At 73.4% G+C, this 16,763-nt stretch carries 14 protein-coding genes; 5 read left to right on the top strand and 9 right to left on the bottom strand.

Annotated elements, in window-relative coordinates:
• The first annotated feature begins 19 nt into the window (after positions 1 to 19).
• Positions 20 to 796 carry a TrmH family RNA methyltransferase gene (locus IH61_RS0133925; RefSeq protein ID WP_051838524.1) on the top strand — a complete coding sequence of 259 codons (777 nt, stop codon included), beginning with the start codon at positions 20 to 22 and terminating at the stop codon, positions 794 to 796.
• A gap of 54 nt (positions 797 to 850) precedes the next feature.
• On the opposite strand, the gene IH61_RS0133920 is transcribed toward IH61_RS0133925, so the two are convergent.
• The 5 genes from IH61_RS0133920 to IH61_RS0133900 all read right to left on the bottom strand — a co-directional run bounded on the left by IH61_RS0133920 (position 851) and on the right by IH61_RS0133900 (position 7,554).
• Entirely contained in the window at positions 851 to 2,182 is a 1,332-nt protein-coding gene (locus tag IH61_RS0133920) for a peptidoglycan-binding protein (protein WP_031077038.1), read from the bottom strand.
• Positions 2,183 to 2,459: 277 nt separating this feature from the next.
• Positions 2,460 to 3,368 carry a pyridoxamine 5'-phosphate oxidase family protein gene (locus tag IH61_RS0133915; protein WP_031077036.1) on the bottom strand — a complete coding sequence of 303 codons (909 nt, stop codon included), beginning with the start codon at positions 3,366 to 3,368 and terminating at the stop codon, positions 2,460 to 2,462.
• A 54-nt stretch (positions 3,369 to 3,422) separates the two neighbouring features.
• Positions 3,423 to 3,896: a VOC family protein gene (locus tag IH61_RS0133910; RefSeq protein ID WP_031077033.1), complete on the bottom strand. Its 474-nt coding sequence runs from the start codon at positions 3,894 to 3,896 to the stop codon at positions 3,423 to 3,425.
• A 217-nt stretch (positions 3,897 to 4,113) separates the two neighbouring features.
• Entirely contained in the window at positions 4,114 to 5,136 is a 1,023-nt protein-coding gene (locus IH61_RS0133905) for a hypothetical protein (RefSeq protein WP_051838523.1), read from the bottom strand.
• A 255-nt stretch (positions 5,137 to 5,391) separates the two neighbouring features.
• Positions 5,392 to 7,554 carry a protease pro-enzyme activation domain-containing protein gene (locus tag IH61_RS0133900; RefSeq protein WP_051838522.1) on the bottom strand — a complete coding sequence of 721 codons (2,163 nt, stop codon included), beginning with the start codon at positions 7,552 to 7,554 and terminating at the stop codon, positions 5,392 to 5,394.
• Positions 7,555 to 7,768: 214 nt separating this feature from the next.
• On the opposite strand from IH61_RS0133900, the gene IH61_RS0133895 reads away from it, so the two are divergent.
• Complete coding sequence (locus tag IH61_RS0133895; protein ID WP_420714037.1) at positions 7,769 to 8,326, top strand: CGNR zinc finger domain-containing protein; 558 nt, start codon at positions 7,769 to 7,771, stop codon at positions 8,324 to 8,326.
• A 75-nt stretch (positions 8,327 to 8,401) separates the two neighbouring features.
• Here the strand turns inward: IH61_RS0133895 and IH61_RS0133890 are convergent, their stop codons facing one another.
• From IH61_RS0133890 to IH61_RS0133880, 3 genes are all read right to left on the bottom strand, one after another.
• Entirely contained in the window at positions 8,402 to 9,895 is a 1,494-nt protein-coding gene (locus IH61_RS0133890) for an FAD-dependent monooxygenase (RefSeq protein ID WP_031077025.1), read from the bottom strand.
• Between the two features lie 152 nt (positions 9,896 to 10,047).
• Positions 10,048 to 11,748: a phenylacetic acid degradation protein PaaN gene (gene paaN / locus IH61_RS0133885; protein WP_031077022.1), complete on the bottom strand. Its 1,701-nt coding sequence runs from the start codon at positions 11,746 to 11,748 to the stop codon at positions 10,048 to 10,050.
• Positions 11,749 to 11,960: 212 nt separating this feature from the next.
• A complete protein-coding gene (locus IH61_RS0133880) occupies positions 11,961 to 13,229 on the bottom strand; it encodes a glycosyltransferase family 39 protein (protein WP_078911604.1) in 1,269 nt (422 codons plus the stop codon).
• A gap of 185 nt (positions 13,230 to 13,414) precedes the next feature.
• Here IH61_RS0133880 and IH61_RS0133875 point away from each other — a divergent pair, with 185 nt between their 5' ends.
• Complete coding sequence (locus IH61_RS0133875; protein ID WP_031077018.1) at positions 13,415 to 13,999, top strand: TetR/AcrR family transcriptional regulator; 585 nt, start codon at positions 13,415 to 13,417, stop codon at positions 13,997 to 13,999.
• Between the two features lie 5 nt (positions 14,000 to 14,004).
• On the opposite strand, the gene IH61_RS0133870 is transcribed toward IH61_RS0133875, so the two are convergent.
• Positions 14,005 to 14,466, bottom strand: coding sequence for an Lrp/AsnC family transcriptional regulator (locus IH61_RS0133870; protein WP_030278207.1), 462 nt, complete (start codon positions 14,464 to 14,466; stop codon positions 14,005 to 14,007).
• A 149-nt stretch (positions 14,467 to 14,615) separates the two neighbouring features.
• Here IH61_RS0133870 and pdhA point away from each other — a divergent pair, with 149 nt between their 5' ends.
• Complete coding sequence (pdhA, locus tag IH61_RS0133865) at positions 14,616 to 15,764, top strand: pyruvate dehydrogenase (acetyl-transferring) E1 component subunit alpha (RefSeq protein ID WP_031077016.1); 1,149 nt, start codon at positions 14,616 to 14,618, stop codon at positions 15,762 to 15,764.
• Positions 15,764 to 16,759, top strand: a complete 996-nt coding sequence (locus IH61_RS0133860; RefSeq protein WP_031077013.1) for an alpha-ketoacid dehydrogenase subunit beta — start codon at positions 15,764 to 15,766, stop codon at positions 16,757 to 16,759. Before pdhA ends, IH61_RS0133860 begins: the two co-directional genes overlap by 1 nt.
• The last annotated feature ends 4 nt before the right edge of the window (positions 16,760 to 16,763 follow it).

The raw sequence follows: 16,763 nt of genomic DNA, 5'->3' as shown, positions 1-16,763 counted from the left end.
CAGGTGGGAGAGTGGGGGGATGGATGAGGTCGAGGTGGAGCGGGACTGGCGGGCGGGGGAGCGCGGGGCCGGGGTGGTGGTGCTGGACGGGTTCCACCCGTTGAAGCACGCGCTGCGGTTCGGTGGTGAGGTGCGCCGGGTGGTGACCGTCGACCGGGGGGAACTGCTCGCTCTGGCACGGGAGTTGGCGCCGGATGTCGAGAAGGCGCTGGACGCCCTGGCGGTGGAGCTGCCGGAGCGGACGATGCGGGCGCTGGTGCCCCGGCTGCATCCGACCGGGGTGATCGCGCAGGCGGTGCGGCCGTCCGCGGAGGCGAACCGGGAGGCGCTGGCCCGTCGGCCGAGGCAGGCGCCGGTGGTGGTGCTGGAGAACCCGCGCAACCTGGGCAACGTCGGGGCGGTGATCCGGCTGGCGGCCGGCTTCGGGGCGGCCGGGGTGGTGACCACCGGGGAGGTGGACCCGTGGCACCCGACCGTGCTGCGCGGCAGCGCGGGCCTGCACTTCGCCACCGCCGTCGAGCGGGTGGGCCTGGCGGAACTGCCCGAGGGGCCGCTGTACGTGCTGGACCCGGAGGGCGAGGACATCCGGGAGGTGCCGTTCCCGGACGACGCGCTGCTGGCCTTCGGCACCGAGCGGCACGGCGTCTCGGCGGAGCTCAGGGAGCGGGCGGACCACCTGGTCGCGGTGCCGATGCGCCCGGGGGTGTCCAGCTTCAACCTGGCGACCAGCGTCGGGATGGGCCTGTTCCACTGGATGTCGGGGCGCCCGCCCGGCACGGGGCCGGACGGGCGCTGAGGGGTCGCGTCAGCCGCGCCAGTCGCGTCGGTCGCGTGAGTCGCGTCGGTCGCGTCAGGAGAAGAGCCGGCGCCAGGTGTCCGGGCCGGGGTAGCCGTCGGCCTCCGCGCCCGTCCAGCCCTGGGCCTGCTGGAACGCCTGCACGTTGAGGCGGTCGCTCTCGCTCCACTGCGGGCCCGGGCCGACGCCGTACGCGCCGCCGAAGCCCTTGGCGACGAGCTGCGCGCCGAGTTGGCGGACGTAGTCGTTGTTCTGGCCGGGGCCGAAGTACTGCGCCCCGGGGAAGGCCGGCGGGCCGGTCACGGGCGGCGGCGGGGGCAGCGGGGTGCCGGCGTCGATGTTGCGGCCCTTGCCGCCCACGAGGTACGCCCAGGTGTCCTTGCCGGGGAGGCCGTCGGCCTCCCCGCCGCGCCAGCCCTGGGCGAGCTGGAACGCCTGGGTGGCCTTGCGGTCGGCCTCGCCCCAGCGGGGGCCGGGGCCCTCGGAGTAGAAGCGGGCGCCGCCGCGCTGCACCAGCATCTGGCCGAGCTTGGTGACGTACGCGTTGTTGGCACCCGGCCCGAACTTGTCCGCGCCCGGGAAAGCACTGGAGGAGGCGCCGTCGCTGCTGCCCGTGGACAGGCCCGTGTAGCGGTAGGGGACGTAGCCGGAGGAGTTGCTCCAGTACGCGTACGGGGTGGAGCGCCTCTTGGTGCCGGGGGAGGTCTGCTCGTAGGCGAGGTAGCGGGTGCGGGAGGAGTCCGCCCAGCCGCCGAAGATCGTCACGTGCGAGCCGGCCTGCGGGTTCGCCGGGTTGTTGTAGATGAGCACGTCGCCGGGCTGGAGGTCGTTCCTGCCGATCCGTTCGGCGAAGTCCGGCAGGGTCCAGGTGGTCTGGCTGCTGCCGAGGCCCCAGGCCATCGAGACGAAGCCGGAGCAGTCCTGGCGGTAGCCGTCCGACCAGTAGCGGCTCATGCTGTACGGCACGCCCTGGTCGACCCAGCTCTGTGCGCGCTGGATGATCTGCGCCCGGGTGACGGGCTGTGCGGCGGCGCGCGGGGCGGTGTAGGTGCGGGCGCCCGGGGCCTCGCCGTGCAGGCCGCTGACCTCGCCCTGCGGGGACTGCGGGGGCTGGGCGGTGCTGTTGCCGCCGCCCGGGCCGGGGGTGGGGGCCGCGGTGGCGGAGCCGGCGGCGGCCGCTCCGCCGCCTATCGCGGTGCCGACCGCGGCCATCACGACGGCGGCCCGGCGGCGCAGGCTGCGGGAGGAGGCGTGGCCGCCCTCGTGGACGGGGGCGGCGTGCAGCCGGGCGCGGCGGCGGGCACTGCAGCCCCCGCATATGCAGTCCTCCGCCGGTTCGACCTCGGTGAACACCGGCAGCGCGGACAGGGGGTCGGTAAGGGTCATGCTCCGCCTCTTTCCTGCGGTCTTTCCTGGTCACGGCCTGACGGCGTGACAGGAGTGGCCTTCCCGCGCCGGTTCCACTGCCACCGGGACCAAAGTCCCAAAGCGGGCGGATCGGGGCACGGCGGATTGGGCCGAGCGAGTGACGACCAGTTGGCTCCCGGGCGTGGCGCGGAGGCATCGGAACAGGTAGTAACCGTACGAACCTGATGTGCGATCAGAGGGTGACCAGTGCCGAACCGGCACGGGATCCGTCCGGGATCAGTGCCGGATCGGTGCATCAGCGCGGGATGGCGGGCGAGTACTCGGGATCGGTCCAGGTCAGCGGGGTGGCGTCGGCGAGTTCGAGCACGCCGGTGACGGCCAGTTCGACCATCCGCTCCGCGCCGGGGACGCCCTGGCGGGCCTCCTCGGACCAGTCGGTGCGGGCCTCGCCGGTGACCAGCAGGGCCCCGCCGGTCTCCCAGTCGGGCAGCAGCAGGCCCGCCCGGGGGTCGAGTTCGAGGTTGCCGAGGGTCAGGAACATGCTGTTGCCGGGGTACTCCGGCCAGCGCAGCCGGTCCGGGGCGACGGCCTGGAGGAAGCCGGGCAGGCCGCCCCGGTGGGAGGCGTCCACGCTGCCGTCGGGGCCGGTGGAGGCGATGAAGAAGGTGTCCGAGGTGGCGACCGCCAGCCGCTGGGCGGTGGTCAGCACGGCGCCGGAGGCGACGGCGCGCGGCGGGCCGGCCGGGCGGTCCTGCGGGGTGCGGCGCTGGATGTACTTCGGGCAGTTGGAGACCACCTCCTCGGCGGTGATCTCCAGGCCGCCCCGGCCGTCGGGGCGGGAGCGGCCGTTGAGGCGCATCCGGCGGCGGCCGGCCGCGTCCAGCGCGATGGTGCCGACCCGGGCCGGGCGGGTCAGCGCCTCGGCCAGCGGGTCGGCCTGCGCGGGGTGGGCGGCGACGGTCAGGGTGCGCTCGTCGGGGGCCTGGAGGAAGCCGGCCGGGCCGGCCAGCTGGGTGGCCCAGACCCGGCCGTCGAGGTCGGCCGCGCCGATCACCACCGTCCGCCGCTCGCCCAGGAAGCGGGCGGCGACGGTCGGGATGGTGGTGCGGATGGAGCGGCCGGCGTGGTCGGCGCGCTCGGTGCGGCCGGCCCGGGCCTGGGCGGTCCGCTCGCCGGGGTGGTAGGGCGTGGCAGCGGTCGTCACGGTGTGCTCCTCGGTACTCCTCGCCGTTCCTGTCAGGGGCCGGGGTTCTCCGGTCTAGAAGAAGCCGCAGGTGGGGGCGTCGGAGGTGGGGGCGACGGCGTCGGTCTCGTCCACGCCGGAGCGGGTGTAGATCTCCAGCCGGATGCCGTCGGGGTCGGTGAAGAAGACGCCCCCGGAGGCGGAGCCCTCGCCGTGCGGGACGACGCCGTCGTAGGCGAACTCGGCGCCCAGGTCGCGCAGCACGGCCTCGGCGGTGCGGACCTCGTCGAGGTTCTCGACCTCGAAGGAGAGGTGGTGCAGGCCGGGGGTGCCGGTGGCGAAGGTGCCCTCGCTCTGCTGCCAGAGCGTGACGACCAGGCGGCCGTCGCGGCCGAGGAGGGCGAAGCGGCGGTCGGCCTCGGTGCCCTCGTGGGTCACCTCGAGGCCGAGGACGGCGCGGTAGAAGTCGATCGAGCGGGCCACGTCGGTGACGTTCAGGCCCACGTGGCCGGTCTGCAGGGACTTGAGCTGGGCGATGGTGGCGGACATGCCTGATCACTCCTGGAGCTTGGTGGCTCCGGCGGCGACTGCCTAACCGGTACAAGCGACTGTAGGGGTTAGGTGATGGAGCGTCAACCACTCTGAGGCGGCGAAGGGGTTAGATATCGGCGCAGCGGAAAGCCCCGCCGGGCCGGAGGGCTCGACGGGGCTTCGGGAGGCGTTCGGGGAGGCGTTTGGGGACGTTCGGGGAGGCGGGCGGGAGGGGTCAGGCCCATTCCCAGCGGATGCCGATGTGGCCCGGCTGCTGGTCCGGGGCCAGGACGTGGGCGCTGGCGGAGGCGCCGACCCACAGCTGCTCGCGGCGGTGGTCGACGTCGGCGCCGGGCTCGCGGTCGTAGCGCTCGCAGTGGGCGGGGACGGCGGCCGGGTCGAAGTGCACCTGGAGCACGTACTCGCGCACCGGGGTGGCGAAGCGGCGGCTGTACTCCGTGGTCGGGCCGCCGGGCGGGATGTCCACCTCGTACTCGAAGACCGTGCTGTCGCCGAGGCCGAGCGGGCGGTCGAGCATCACCTCGGCGACGGTCAGTCCGACCTCCGGGCGGCGGCGGACCCGGCCGAGGCGGCCGTGCCGCACCGAGGTGACCTCCGGACAGCCGGTGGCCTCCTCGTCGGCCTTGTGGACGACCAGGCAGCGGCCGACGCCGCCGACCGTGGCGCGCACCACCTGGCGCATCCGCAGCAGGTTGCCCCGCCGCTCGGCGTCGACGTAGTACGAGTCGTGGATGCTCAGGCGCTCCAGCTCGCCGGCCGGCGGGGCGTCCAACTCGGCGAAGATCGCCGCGATGTCGTCCTCCCCCGGCCAGACGTCCTCGAGCCCGAGGTGGCAGGTGTTGGCGGCCGCCGCCCAGCGGCCGCGCGGGCGCGGCGGGCCGAGCAGGGCGGACAGGGAGCTGTGCGGCAGGCCGAGCAGTTCCTCCAGCAGGTGGACGGCGCGCAGCGAGCTGGCCCGCTCGGGCTGGCTGCGGCCGCGGCGCCAGTAACTCAGCGTCGTGACACTGACCCTGACGCCCCGTCCGGCCAGCGCGGCGCGGATGCGGTCCAGGCTGAGGCCGCTGGCCTCGATGGCGAGGTTGAGGGCGTCGGCGAAGCCTCCGGCCGGGGCGGGCCGTCCGGCGGACGGGACCGGGGCGGGGGCTGCGGCGGGAGGCGGAGCGGGCGGGCCCGGGTGCTCCGGGCGCGAACCGACCAGCCGGAGCCGCGCGGAGTCCTGAGGCTGCTGTGCGGCCATGCGGTGACCCTCCCCACCAGGTGAATTCGGCGGGACCTGGTCGGCGCCGGGGCGCGCCGCCCGCGGCTTCACCGAGCTTTGGGGAACCCTATGCACGGTCGAGAGGCTACGTCATCAGTCGTGCGTATGACAGGGGTCACGACAGGTGGACCACAAGGTTATCGATCTTGAAACAGGCCGGAAACAAGGACACCGCCGGGGCGGGCCGTGAAGGCGCCGCCCCGGCGGGGGTCAGGTGGTGCTACCGGCGGCTGGTCAGCCGACGTTCAGAACGGCGTCGTCGATCACGAAGCTGGTCTGGGCGGAGCTGTCCTCGGTACCGGTGAACTTCAGGGTCACGGTCTGGCCGGCGAAGGAGGTCAGGTCCACGCTCTGCTGGACGTAGCCGGGGGCCGCGTTCAGGTTGGACCAGGTCTTCACGGTGGTGGAGTTGGCCTGGAGGGTCAGCGTGTCGTACGCGGTGCTGGTGGTGGTCTCCGCGGTGTCGATGTGGAGCTGGAAGGTGAGGACGGCGGAGGTGCAGCCGGCCGGGACGGAGACGGTCTGCGCCAGGGTGTCGGTGTGGGTGCTGCCGTAGCCGTTCATCCACGCCTTCCAGCTGCCGGAGTGGGCCGGCTGGGAGGAGCTGTTGTCGACCACGCCGGAGGAGGTGGTCCACGGGGCGGCGGTGCCGGTCTCGAAGCCGCCGTTGCCGATCAGCTGGGCGGCGGTGCAGCCGCCGGTGGGCGGCGGGGTGGTGGTGCCGCCGAGCAGGGCGGTGGTCAGCTGGTCGGCGACCGGGGAGCCCCAGCCGGTGACCTGGTCGTAGCCGGCCTTGGCGGAGAAGTCCTGGTTGGCGCCGGTGGTCACGTCGTGGAAGGCGCTGCCGTAGCTGCTGCTGTTGGCGACCGAGTACAGGCGCGGGATCGCCTCGCCGAGGACCGGCTTCCCGGCGGCCTTGGCCTTCTGGTTGAACTGGGCCGCGTAGCCGGACCACAGCGGCGCGGCGGCGCTGGTGCCGCCGTAGACCTGCCAGGCGCCGCCGGTGTAGATGGCGAAGCCGCTCGCCGGGTCGGCGTTGGAGGAGACGTCCGGGACGGTGCGCATGGTGCCGCTGACGCCGGTGCCGGTCTGCCAGCTCGGCTTGCTGAAGACGGTGGAGACGCCGCCGCCGGCGGTGCTCCAGGCGGACTCCGAGGAGTAGCCGTTGGCGCTGGTCACCTTGAGGTTGGTGCCGCCGACGCCGGTCTGGTGCGGGCTGGAGGCCGGGAAGTCGACGGCCTTGACGGTCGAGCCGCTGGTGGAGCGGGTGCAGTCGCGGGAGCCGTCGTCGCCGGAGGCGGAGAAGATCGAGATGCCCTGGGCGGCGGCCTGCTTGAAGGCGTTGTCCACGGCCGTCATCGAGGCGGCGGTGGTGTCCGGCTCGCAGGAGCCCCAGGAGATCGAGATGACCGACGCCTTGTTGTCGGCCACGATCTTGTTGGCCATGTCGATCTCGCCCTGGTCGCTGTTCGGGGCCTCGTAGATCAGCTGGGTGGCCTTGGGGGCCGCACCGCGGACGATCTCGCTGTCCAGCTCGACCTCGCCCATGCCCTGGCCGGGCGCGGAGTCGTAGTTGGCGCCGTCCACCGAGACCGTGGAGACGGCCGGGCCGGTCAGGCCGTACTGCGCGTCGTAGGTGGTCAGGTCGGAGGACTTGTAGCCGTCGAACTCCCAGAGCGCGACCGTGGTGCCGGTGCCGTCGGCGCCGGTCTTGGTCAGGTTGTAGGCGCCGTCGTACTGGGCCGGGCTCATGCCGCCGGGGGCGGCGGTGGCGGCGTTCGGCGTGATCGCGTTGGGCTTGGCCAGGCGGTTCTTGCGCACCGCGTGGTTGTCCAGGCCGCTGACGCCCTGGACGACGGCGGCCAGGTCGGAGGGGAGCGAGGCGGCGTCGTCGTTCGCGAAGAAGGTGCGCTGCAGCTGCGGGTCGACGTACGAGCTCTCGTGGGTGGCGAACGCCTGCGAGACCTTCGCGGCGGTGCCCCGGGCGCTGACGACCTGGCGGTTGGCGCTGACCTCGGTGACGGTCAGGCCCTGGCCGGCGAGGTAGTCCTTGACCTGCTGGACGGCCTCGCGGGTCGGGCCGAAGCGCTCGGTGAACTGCTCGGGCGTCAGGAACTTCCCGTACTCGGGGGTGCCGGGGGTGGTGACCGCGGCGAGGAAGCGGTCGAGGCCGGCGGCGTCGCGCAGCTTGAGGCTGACGGCCACGGATATCTGCTGCTCGGAGGGGACGTCGCCCTTCTTCTCCGAGTGCGCCACAGCCGGGTTGACGGTGTTGGCGAGGGCGACGCGCGGGGCGGCGTTCGGGGCCGCGGCCTGCGCGGTGGAGACACCGAGCGAGACGGCGGTGAGGGGCAGGACGGCTATCGCCGCGGCGAGGGCGAGGGTGCGGGGACGCAACGTTTCTCCTCCTCCGGCCGGTTGTGGGGACCGGCTAGGGGCCACGCGTTCCGGGGGGTCGTGAACGCTGGTCAGAACATGACAGAACAAGGAGGGGAAGTGGATCATGATTGGGCAATTGGTTGCTAAAGAACAGTCAAGTGTGGACATGGCGAAAGAGCGGGGTTTCATTCAGTGAATGGCCGCAGTGGCAGGCGGTGGCAGGATGGTTGACGTGACCCCGGACCCCCGCGACCCCCGCCCCCTGATCGGCGAGCCGCTCGCGCTCGACCTCCTCAACACGCGCTGGGCCGGCACACCCGTCAACGACCTGCTGGACGGCGTCCAGGGGTACGGGATCTGGCTCTCCTCGAACGGCCTCGACGGGCGCTGCACGGCCGACGAGGCCGGGCTGGCGGCGATCCTCCAGACCCGGGAGGCGATCGGCCTCGCCTTTCAAGACCTGCAGGACCAGGGCGAGTTGGGCCCGGGCGCGCGTTCGGGTCTGGACGCGGTGCTCGACCACGGGCGCCTGCGGCGCACCGCCGGCCCCGGCGGGCCCGAGGACCGGACGGAGACGGACGGGCCGCAGTGGCTCGCGCCCTGGCTCGCGGCCGACGACCTCCTCGCCCTGCTCGCCCAGGGGGCTCCTCGGCTCAAGCAGTGCGCGCACGAGGCATGCATCCTGCACTTCTTCGACGCCTCGCAGAACGGGAAGCGGCGCTGGTGCCGGATGGCGGTGTGCGGGAACCGGGCCAAGGCGGCCCGGCACTACGGGAGGGCGAAGGGCTGAGCGGGTCCCGAGCCGGAGGACGCGGGACCCGTCAGCGGCGTCAGGGTTGTCAGCGGCGTCAGGTCGTCAGGGGTGTCAGGCGGAGGGGTTGCCGAGCCAGGCGGTGAGGGCCTCGCGCAGCTCGCCGTGGCCGGGGTCGACGGCGCCCCAGGCGACGTAGCCGTCCGGGCGGATCAGCAGGACGGTGTCGCGGAGCTTGCCGTGCGGGTCGGCGGGGGCGGCGGTGACCAGCTCACCGGCCCAGGGGGCGGCGGCGGTCTGCTCGTCGTTGCTGACGAGGACGAACCTGCCTGCTCGCAGCGCCTCGTAGAGCCGCTCGGGCCCGGCCGGATCGTCGTCCGCGGGCTTGGTGACGGCGGTCAGCCGCAGGTCCGGGACACGCTTGCCGACCTGCGGGTGGGCGTCCTTGGGCGCGGGGTAGGAGATGGCGATGCCGGAGACCGTACGGGCGCCGCGCTCGGTGACCGGGTCGAGGTGGCCGCCCAGCGCGGTGAGTGCCCCGCGCAGGGCGCGGGTGGGGGCGGACTCGGCCAGGGCGATGCGGATCAGGGCGCCGGAGGTGCGCAGGACCATCTTGCCGACGGGGTGGCGCTCGCTCTGGTAGGTGTCCAGCAGGGCGTCGGTGGCGTGGCCCCGCAGGGCGGCGGCGAGCTTCCAGGAGAGGTTGGCGGCGTCCTGGAGGCCCGTGTTCATGCCCTGGCCGCCCGCCGGGGAGTGGCAGTGGGCGGCGTCGCCGGCCAGGAAGACGCGCCCGGAGCGGTAGTTGGGGGCCTGGCGCTCGTCGCTGTGGAAGGTGGAGCTCCAGCGGACCTCGCCGAGGCCCAGGTCCTCGCCCAGGGCCTCCTGGGCGACGGCCGCCAGGTGCTCGGGCGAGGGGACGGCGCCGTCGGGGAGCCGCTCGGTGCGGTCCCAGGCGATGAGCCGGTACCAGCCGTCGCCGAAGGGCACCACGAAGGCGAAGCCCTTGGCGCCCGCCCCGGCGGTGATCCCGTCGGCGGGCTCGTTGGCCAGGCGGACGTCGGCGAGCATCACCGAGTCGACCACCGACTCGCCGGGGAACGGGATGCCGAGCAGCTCGCGGACGGCCGAGCGGACGCCGTCGGTGCCGACCGCGTACCGGGCGCGGTGGACGCCGCCGTCGCCGGTCTCCAGGGTGACGCCCTCGGCGTCCTGGCGCAGGCCCGTGACCTCGGCGCCGCGCAGCACGGTGGCGCCGGCCTTCTCGGCGCGCTCCTGCAGCAGGCGCTCGACGTTGTACTGCGGGGTGATCAGGACGAACGGGAAGCGCGTCGGCAGGACGGAGAGGTCGACGCCGAAGCGGCCGAACATCCGCAGCTCGGTGAGCGGGCGGCCGGTGGCGATGAGGGCGTCGGCGAGGCCCCGGGCGTCGAGGAGTTCGAGGGTGCGGGCGTGCACGGCGAAGGCCCGGGTGAGGTTGGACTCGGCGCCGCGCTTCTCCAGGACGGTGACGCCGACCCCGGCGGCGGCGAGATCGCCTGCCAGCAGCAGTCCGGTGGGCCCGGCACCGACGATCAGGACGTCGGTTTCGGTCGTCGGCTTCACGGCCATCTGTCAGCTCCCGGTGTTCGGAGGGTGGTTGCACGCTGTTCCCGGGCGTGCTCCCAGGGTCCATCATCGCGGTCGGCGTACCGGCTGTGAACCACCGGGCCCCCGGGTGGTCGGTGCGACCGCCCGGGGGCCCGGTTTTCGTGGGGTGGGGATCAGGCCGGGCGGCGGATCTCCACCGTGCGGAACCGGTTGGCGACGAAGGCGCCGTCGCAGTACGCGGCGTTGGCGGCCGGGTTGGCGCCGGTGCCGTGCAGGTCGGAGAAGGCGGCGGTCTGGTTGGGGTAGACGCCGCCCGTCAGGTTGAGCGAGAGCGAGACGCCGGCGTCCAGGACGGCGGCGACCAGGCGGGCCTCCACCTCGGGCGAGGTGGTGTAGCCGGTGGCCGTCATGGCGCCCTTGTCGCGGACGGTGGTGCGCAGCAGCTCCACGGCGGCGTCGGTGTCCTCGACGGCGACGGCGAAGGAGACCGGGCCGAAGCACTCGCTGCGCAGCACGGCGCGGTCGTCCGGCTTGTCGGCGTCGAGCTTGACCAGGGCGGGGGTGCGCACGGTGGCGCCGGGGAACTCCGGCGAGGTCACCGCGCGGGGGGCGAGGGCGAGTTCGCCGTACTCGCCGCCGGCCGCGGCGGCCGAGCGCTGGAGCACGCCGGGGTTGACGACCGCGCCCAGGATGGCGGCGGCGCGGGCGTCGTCGGAGAGCAGGCCCTCGATGGCGGCGCCGAGGTCGGCGACGACCTGGTCGTAGGACTTGTCGCCCTGGTCGGTGGTGATGCCGGTGCGGGGGATCAGCAGGTTCTGCGGGGTGGTGCACATCTGGCCGCTGTAGAGGGACAGGGCGAAGGCCAGGTTGCCGAGCATGCCCTTGTAGTCGTCGGTGGAGTCGATCACCACCGCGTTGACGCCGGCCTTCTCGGTGTAGACCTGCGCCTGGCGGGCGTTCTCCTCCAGCCAGTCGCCGAAGGCGGTGGAGCCGGTGTAGTCGATCAGCTTCACCTCGGGGTGCACGGCGAGGGTCTGGGCGACGGTGCCGCCCTCGTGCTCGGCGGCCAGGCAGACCAGGTTGGGGTCGAATCCGCTCTCGGCGAGCACCTCGCGGGCGATGCGCACGGTCAGCGCCAGCGGCAGGACGGCGCGGGGGTGCGGCTTGACCAGCACGGGGTTGCCGGTGGCGAGGGAGGCGAACAGGCCCGGGTAGCCGTTCCAGGTCGGGAAGGTGTTGCAGCCGATCAGCAGGGCGAGGCCGCGCGGGACCACGGTGAACTGCTTGGTCATCACCAGCGGGTCGCGCTTGCCCTGGGGCTTGGTCCAGTCGGCCTGCTGGGGCAGCCGGGTCTGCTCGGCGTAGGCGTAGGTGACGGCCTCCAGCCCGCGGTCCTGGGCGTGCGGGCCGCCGGCCTGGAAGGCCATGCCGTACGCCTGGCCGGTGGTGTGCATGACGGCCTGGGCGAACTCGTGGGAGCGGGCGTTGATCCGGTGCAGGATCTCCAGGCTGACGGCGGCGCGCTCCAGCGGGGTGGCGGCGGCCCAGGCGGGCCGGGCGGCGCGCAGCGCGGCGATCAGGGCGTCGGCGCCGGCGTGCGGGTAGGTGATGCCGAGCTCGACGCCGTACGGGGACGCCTCTCCGCCGACGAGGTCGCCGTCGGTGGGGTGGCCCTCGAGGGCGAAGGGCACGCCGAGCAGGGCGTCGAAGGCCGCCTTGCCGTCCGCGGGGCCGTTCTCGCCGTAAGCCTTCGGGAACTCGGGGTACGGCGACCAGTAGTCGCGCTTGGCGGCGGCGTCGAGGGCGGCGTCCAGGGTGGCCTGGTGGCGTTCGACCAGCTCGGCGACGACGGGGTGGGTGACCGCTGCGGACATGTGCGCTCCTCAGGTGGAGGAAGGGGACACGTCACAGAGTAACCGAACGATCGGTCGGCGAAAGGGGGCGTGGGGGATTGATTCCGGGCAGCGCGAAGGGGCGCGTCCGGGTGGGACGCGCCCCTGTCGTCAGCGGCTCTTCGCGTGGCTCTTCCTGCGGTTCTTCGCGTGGCTCTTCCCGCAGCTCTTCCCGCAGCTCTTCCCGCAGCTCTTTACGGCACGCCGAGTTCGAAGATCATGTAGCCGCCGTACCAGCCGGAGGCGATCGCCGCGGTGCCCAGCACGGTGGCCAGCACCGGCCAGCTGAGCTTGCGCATCCCGATCGCCAGCGGCACGAACAGCGGGAACGCCGGCAGCAGGTAGCGCGAGACGTTGCCGAAGATGCCGAGGCTCCCGAGCACCGAGACGATGGTGGCCAGGGTGTAGGCGGTCAGCACCAGCGGCGGGCGCAGCCGGATCAGCAGGGCGATCAGCACCGGCAGGCTGAACACGATCAGGGTGGCGAAGAGGTCCGGCACCGGGAAGGCGAACGGGTAGTCGGTGCGGCCCAGCAGCACGCCCCGCATGGCGGCCCAGGTGCCCTGGCCCCAGTCGAAGTAGTGCAACCAGGCGTCGTGCTGCAGCCGGAAGTAGCCGCCCCACTCGCCCGTGCGCCAGCCCACCCACGCCACGTAGCCCAGCAGGCCCAGCGGCGCCAGCAGCATCCCGGCCAGCGGGCGCAGCACGCCGCTGTCGCGCCGCCACAGCTCGACCAGCGCGGCCAGGCCCACCGCGCCGATCAGGGCGGCGGCCGTCGGCCGGTTGAGCCCGGCGACCAGGGTGATCGCCCCGGCGGCCACCCAGCGCTTGGTCATCACGCAGTAGCAGGCCCAGGTGGCCAGGGCGACGAAGGTCGAGTCCGAGTAGATCGCCCACTCGGCGCCCGAGCCCGGGGCGACCGCCCAGATCCCGGCCGCGATCACGCCCGCCCGGGTGTTGCCGGACAGCTTCTCCACCACGGCGTAGATCCCGGCGGCGGCGAACAGCGAGGCCACCACCGAGACCAGCATCCCGGCGCCGTACAGGCCCAGGCCCGTGACGTCCGAGGTCAGCCGCATCAGGCCCGGGTACAGCGGGAAGAAGGCGGCGGAGTTCTGCTCGACCATGAACCCGCTGGTCGCGCCGGGGACCGGGACGAGGGCCGGGTGGTAGCCGAACTGGGCCACCTGCTGGTACCACCAGCCGTCCCAGCTGGCCAGGACGTCCCAGGGGTTGGTGCCGCCGCCGAAGCGGGCCGGCTTCTTCGCGTACTCGCCGGAGAAGGAGAGCAGTTTCATGAAGACGGTGAAGCCGACCAGCTTGAGCAGGGCGTAGCACCACACGGCGGGGCCGAAGCGGATCACCAGGGCGCGGGCGCGCTCCTGCCACGTGTCCGGGACGCCTTCCGTCTCCCCTCCGCGCTGCTCGGGGGTGTCGGAGGCGACTGCCGGTATTGGGTTCATCAGCCGTGGCTCCAGCTCGCTGGACGTGGACGATCGTCCGCAGAGTCTAGGGCGTGTCCGAGGATTCCCGCCGCGCGCTGATCCGACGTGAATCGGCGGAGACGCCCTGCGCTCGGAGCCGATCGTCCAGGGTTCGGAGCGGACCCGACCGCGTGTGCCCGCAGGCGTCCGGGGATACTCGGAGGATGGCCGACCACACCACGCGCACCGCCTACACCGTCGAGTCGCTGCTCGCGGTGACCGTCGACGTGTTCAACGAGCGGGGTTACGACGGCACGTCCATGGAGGACCTGTCGCGGGCGGCCGGGATCTCCAAGTCGTCGATCTACCACCACGTGCGCGGCAAGGAGGAACTGCTGCGGCTGGCGGTCGGGCGGGCGCTGGACGGGCTGTCCGCGATCCTCGCCGAGCCGGCGGCCATGCAGGGCCCGGCGGTGGAGCGGCTGGAGCACGTGGTGCGGCGCACCGCCGAGGTGCTGCTGGAGGAGCTGCCGTACGTGACGCTGCTGCTGCGGGTGCGCGGCAACACGGTGACCGAGCAGTGGGCGCTGGAGCGGCGGCGCGAGTTCGACCACCAGGTGGCGGAGCTGCTGCGGGCGGCCGTCGCGGACGGCGCGCTGCGGGCGGACGTGGAGCCGCGGCTGGCCACCCGGCTGCTGTTCGGGATGATCAACTCGATCGTGGAGTGGTACCGGCCGGGCCTGAAGGCCGCGGACGGCGTGGCCGACGCGGTGGTGCACCTGGCCTTCGACGGGCTGCGGGCGCGTTAGTCGGCTCAGTCGGGCGGCACCTGGTCGGTCTCCTCGAAGACCAGCATCGTGCGGGTGCCGAGCACCTGCGGGATGGACTGGATGCGGTTGAGCACCAGCTCCCGCAGGGCGTGGTTGTCGGCGGTGTGCACCAGCAGCAGGACGTCGAAGTCCCCGCCGACCAGGGCGATGTGGGCGACCCCGGGCAGTTCCAGCAGCTGCTCGCGCACGGTGCGCCAGGAGTTCTGGACGATTTTCAGGGTGATGTACGCGGACGCGCCTTGACCTGCCCGTTCGTGGTCCACCCTGGCGGTGAAGCCGCGGATGATGCCGTCCTCGACCATCCTGGAGATCCGGGCGTAGGCGTTCGCCCGGGACACGTGCACCCGCTCGGCCACCGAGCGGATGGAGGCGCGGCCGTCCTGCTGCAGCAGCCGCAGGATCGACCGGTCGACCCGGTCGAGTCTGGACATCTGTTCAGCCGACATGACCCCCCACCCTCACCGTTTGGACGCACTGCCATCAGTCGACCGCCCTTCGGGCCGATTGTCCACCACCTTGTCACGCTTCTGGTCAAGATGAACAGACGACCGAACAATCGGTAGGGAGCCCCCGCCAACCCAGGAGGTGCCCCGAGATGACCGTTCTCGACCACAGACACCACACGGGCGTACCCGGTTGGCTGCCCGGAGCCACCGCCCCGCGCACCGACCCGGCCCCCTTCCTCCCGGACGTCTCCCCCGTCCGCGCCATCGGCACCCCCGTGCTGGAGAAGCAGGACCCGGCGCTGCTGCGCGAGCTGTACCGGCGCCTGGTGATCGGCCGCCGCTACAACCAGCAGGCGACCACCCTCACCAAGCAGGGCCGCCTCGCCGTCTACCCGGCCTCCACCGGCCAGGAAGCCTGCCAGGTGGCCGCCGCGCTGGTGCTGCGCGAGCACGACTGGCTCTTCCCCAGCTACCGCGACACCCTCGCCGTGGTCTCCCGGGGCGTCGACCCGCTGGAGGCGCTCACCCTGCTGCGCGGCAACGCCCACACCGGCTACGACCCGCGCGCCACCCGTACCGCCCCGCTCTGCACCCCGCTCGCCACCCAGGCCCCGCACGCCGTGGGCCTCGCGCACGCCGCCCGGCTGAGCGGTGAGCCGCTGGTCGCGCTCGCCATGCTCGGCGACGGCGGCACCAGCGAGGGCGACTTCCACGAGGCGCTGAACTTCGCGGCCGTGCTCCGGGCGCCGGTGGTCTTCCTGGTGCAGAACAACGGCTACGCCATCTCCGTCCCGCTCAGCGCGCAGTCCGCCGCGCCCTCCCTGGCGCACAAGGCGGTCGGCTACGGCATGGCCGGGCGGCTGGTCGACGGCAACGACGCGCCCGCGGTGCACTCCGTCCTCGGCGAGGCCGTCGAGCGCGCCCGCAGCGGCGGCGGTCCGACCCTCGTCGAGGCGCTCACCTACCGGATCGAGGCGCACACCAACGCCGACGACGCCACCCGCTACCGGGACGAGCCCGAGGTGGCCGCCTGGCGGGAGCACGATCCGATCCTGCTGATGGACCGCGCGCTGCGCGACCTCGGCCTCCTGGACGACGAGCTGGTGCAGCGGGCGGCCGACGAGGCCGAGGAGCTGGCAGCGCGGATGCGTGCGGAGTTCCACGTGGAACCCGAGCTCGACCCGATGGCGCTGTTCGCCCACGTCTACGCCGAGCAGACCCCGCAGCTGCGGGAGCAGGCCGCCCAGCTGGCCGCCGAGCTCGCCGCCGAGGCGGAGACCCCGGAGGTGGCGCGGTGATGAGCACGGCCGCCCCCACACGCACCGCCAGCATGGCGCAGGCGCTCAACTCCGCGCTGCGCGACGCCATGCGCGAGGACCCGACGGTGCACGTGCTCGGCGAGGACGTCGGCGCGCTCGGCGGCGTCTTCCGGATCACCGACGGCCTGACCGCCGAGTTCGGCCCCGACCGCTGCCTGGACACCCCGCTCGCCGAGGCCGGGATCCTCGGCACCGCGATCGGCATGGCGATGTACGGGCTGCGCCCGGTGGTCGAGATGCAGTTCGACGCCTTCGCCTACCCGGCGCTGGAGCAGCTGTTCTCGCACGTCGCCAAGATGCGCAACCGCACGGCGGGCCGGCTCCCGCTGCCGATCACCGTCCGCATCCCGTACGGCGGCGGCATCGGCGGCGTCGAGCACCACAGCGACGCCTCCGAGGCGTACTACACGAGCACCCCCGGCCTGCACGTCGTCACCCCCGGCACGGTGGCCGACGCGTACGGGCTGCTGCGGGCCTCGATCGCCTCCGACGACCCGGTGGTCTTCCTGGAGCCCAAGCGGCTCTACTGGGGCAAGGCGGAGTTCGACCCGGCGGCGCCGGTGGAGCCGATCGGGCGCGCGGTGCTGCGGCGCACCGGCACCTCCGCCGTGCTGATCACGTACGGGCCCTCGCTGCCGGTCTGCCTGGAGGCGGCCGAGGCGGCGAAGGCCGAGGGGTACGACCTCGCGGTGCTGGACCTGCGCACGCTGGTCCCCTTCGACGACGAGACGGTCTGCCGGGTGGTGCGCTCGATCGGGCGGGCCGTGGTGGTGCACGAGGCGAGCGGTTTCGGCGGCACGGGCGCGGAGATCGCCGCGCGGGTCACCGAGCGCTGCTTCCACCACCTGGCCGCGCCGGTGGTGCGGGTCACCGGGTTCGACGTGCCGTACCCGCCGCCGATGCTGGAGCACCACCACCTGCCCGGGGTGGACCGGATTCTGGACGCCGTCGCCCGGCTGCAGTGGGAGGACTGAGGAT

Source organism: Streptomyces sp. NRRL WC-3742, from assembly GCF_000720635.1.
Taxonomy (GTDB): domain Bacteria; phylum Actinomycetota; class Actinomycetes; order Streptomycetales; family Streptomycetaceae; genus Kitasatospora.
The sequence above is the reverse complement of the archived record's forward strand: the minus strand, read 5'-3'. Positions and strand labels throughout refer to the sequence as shown.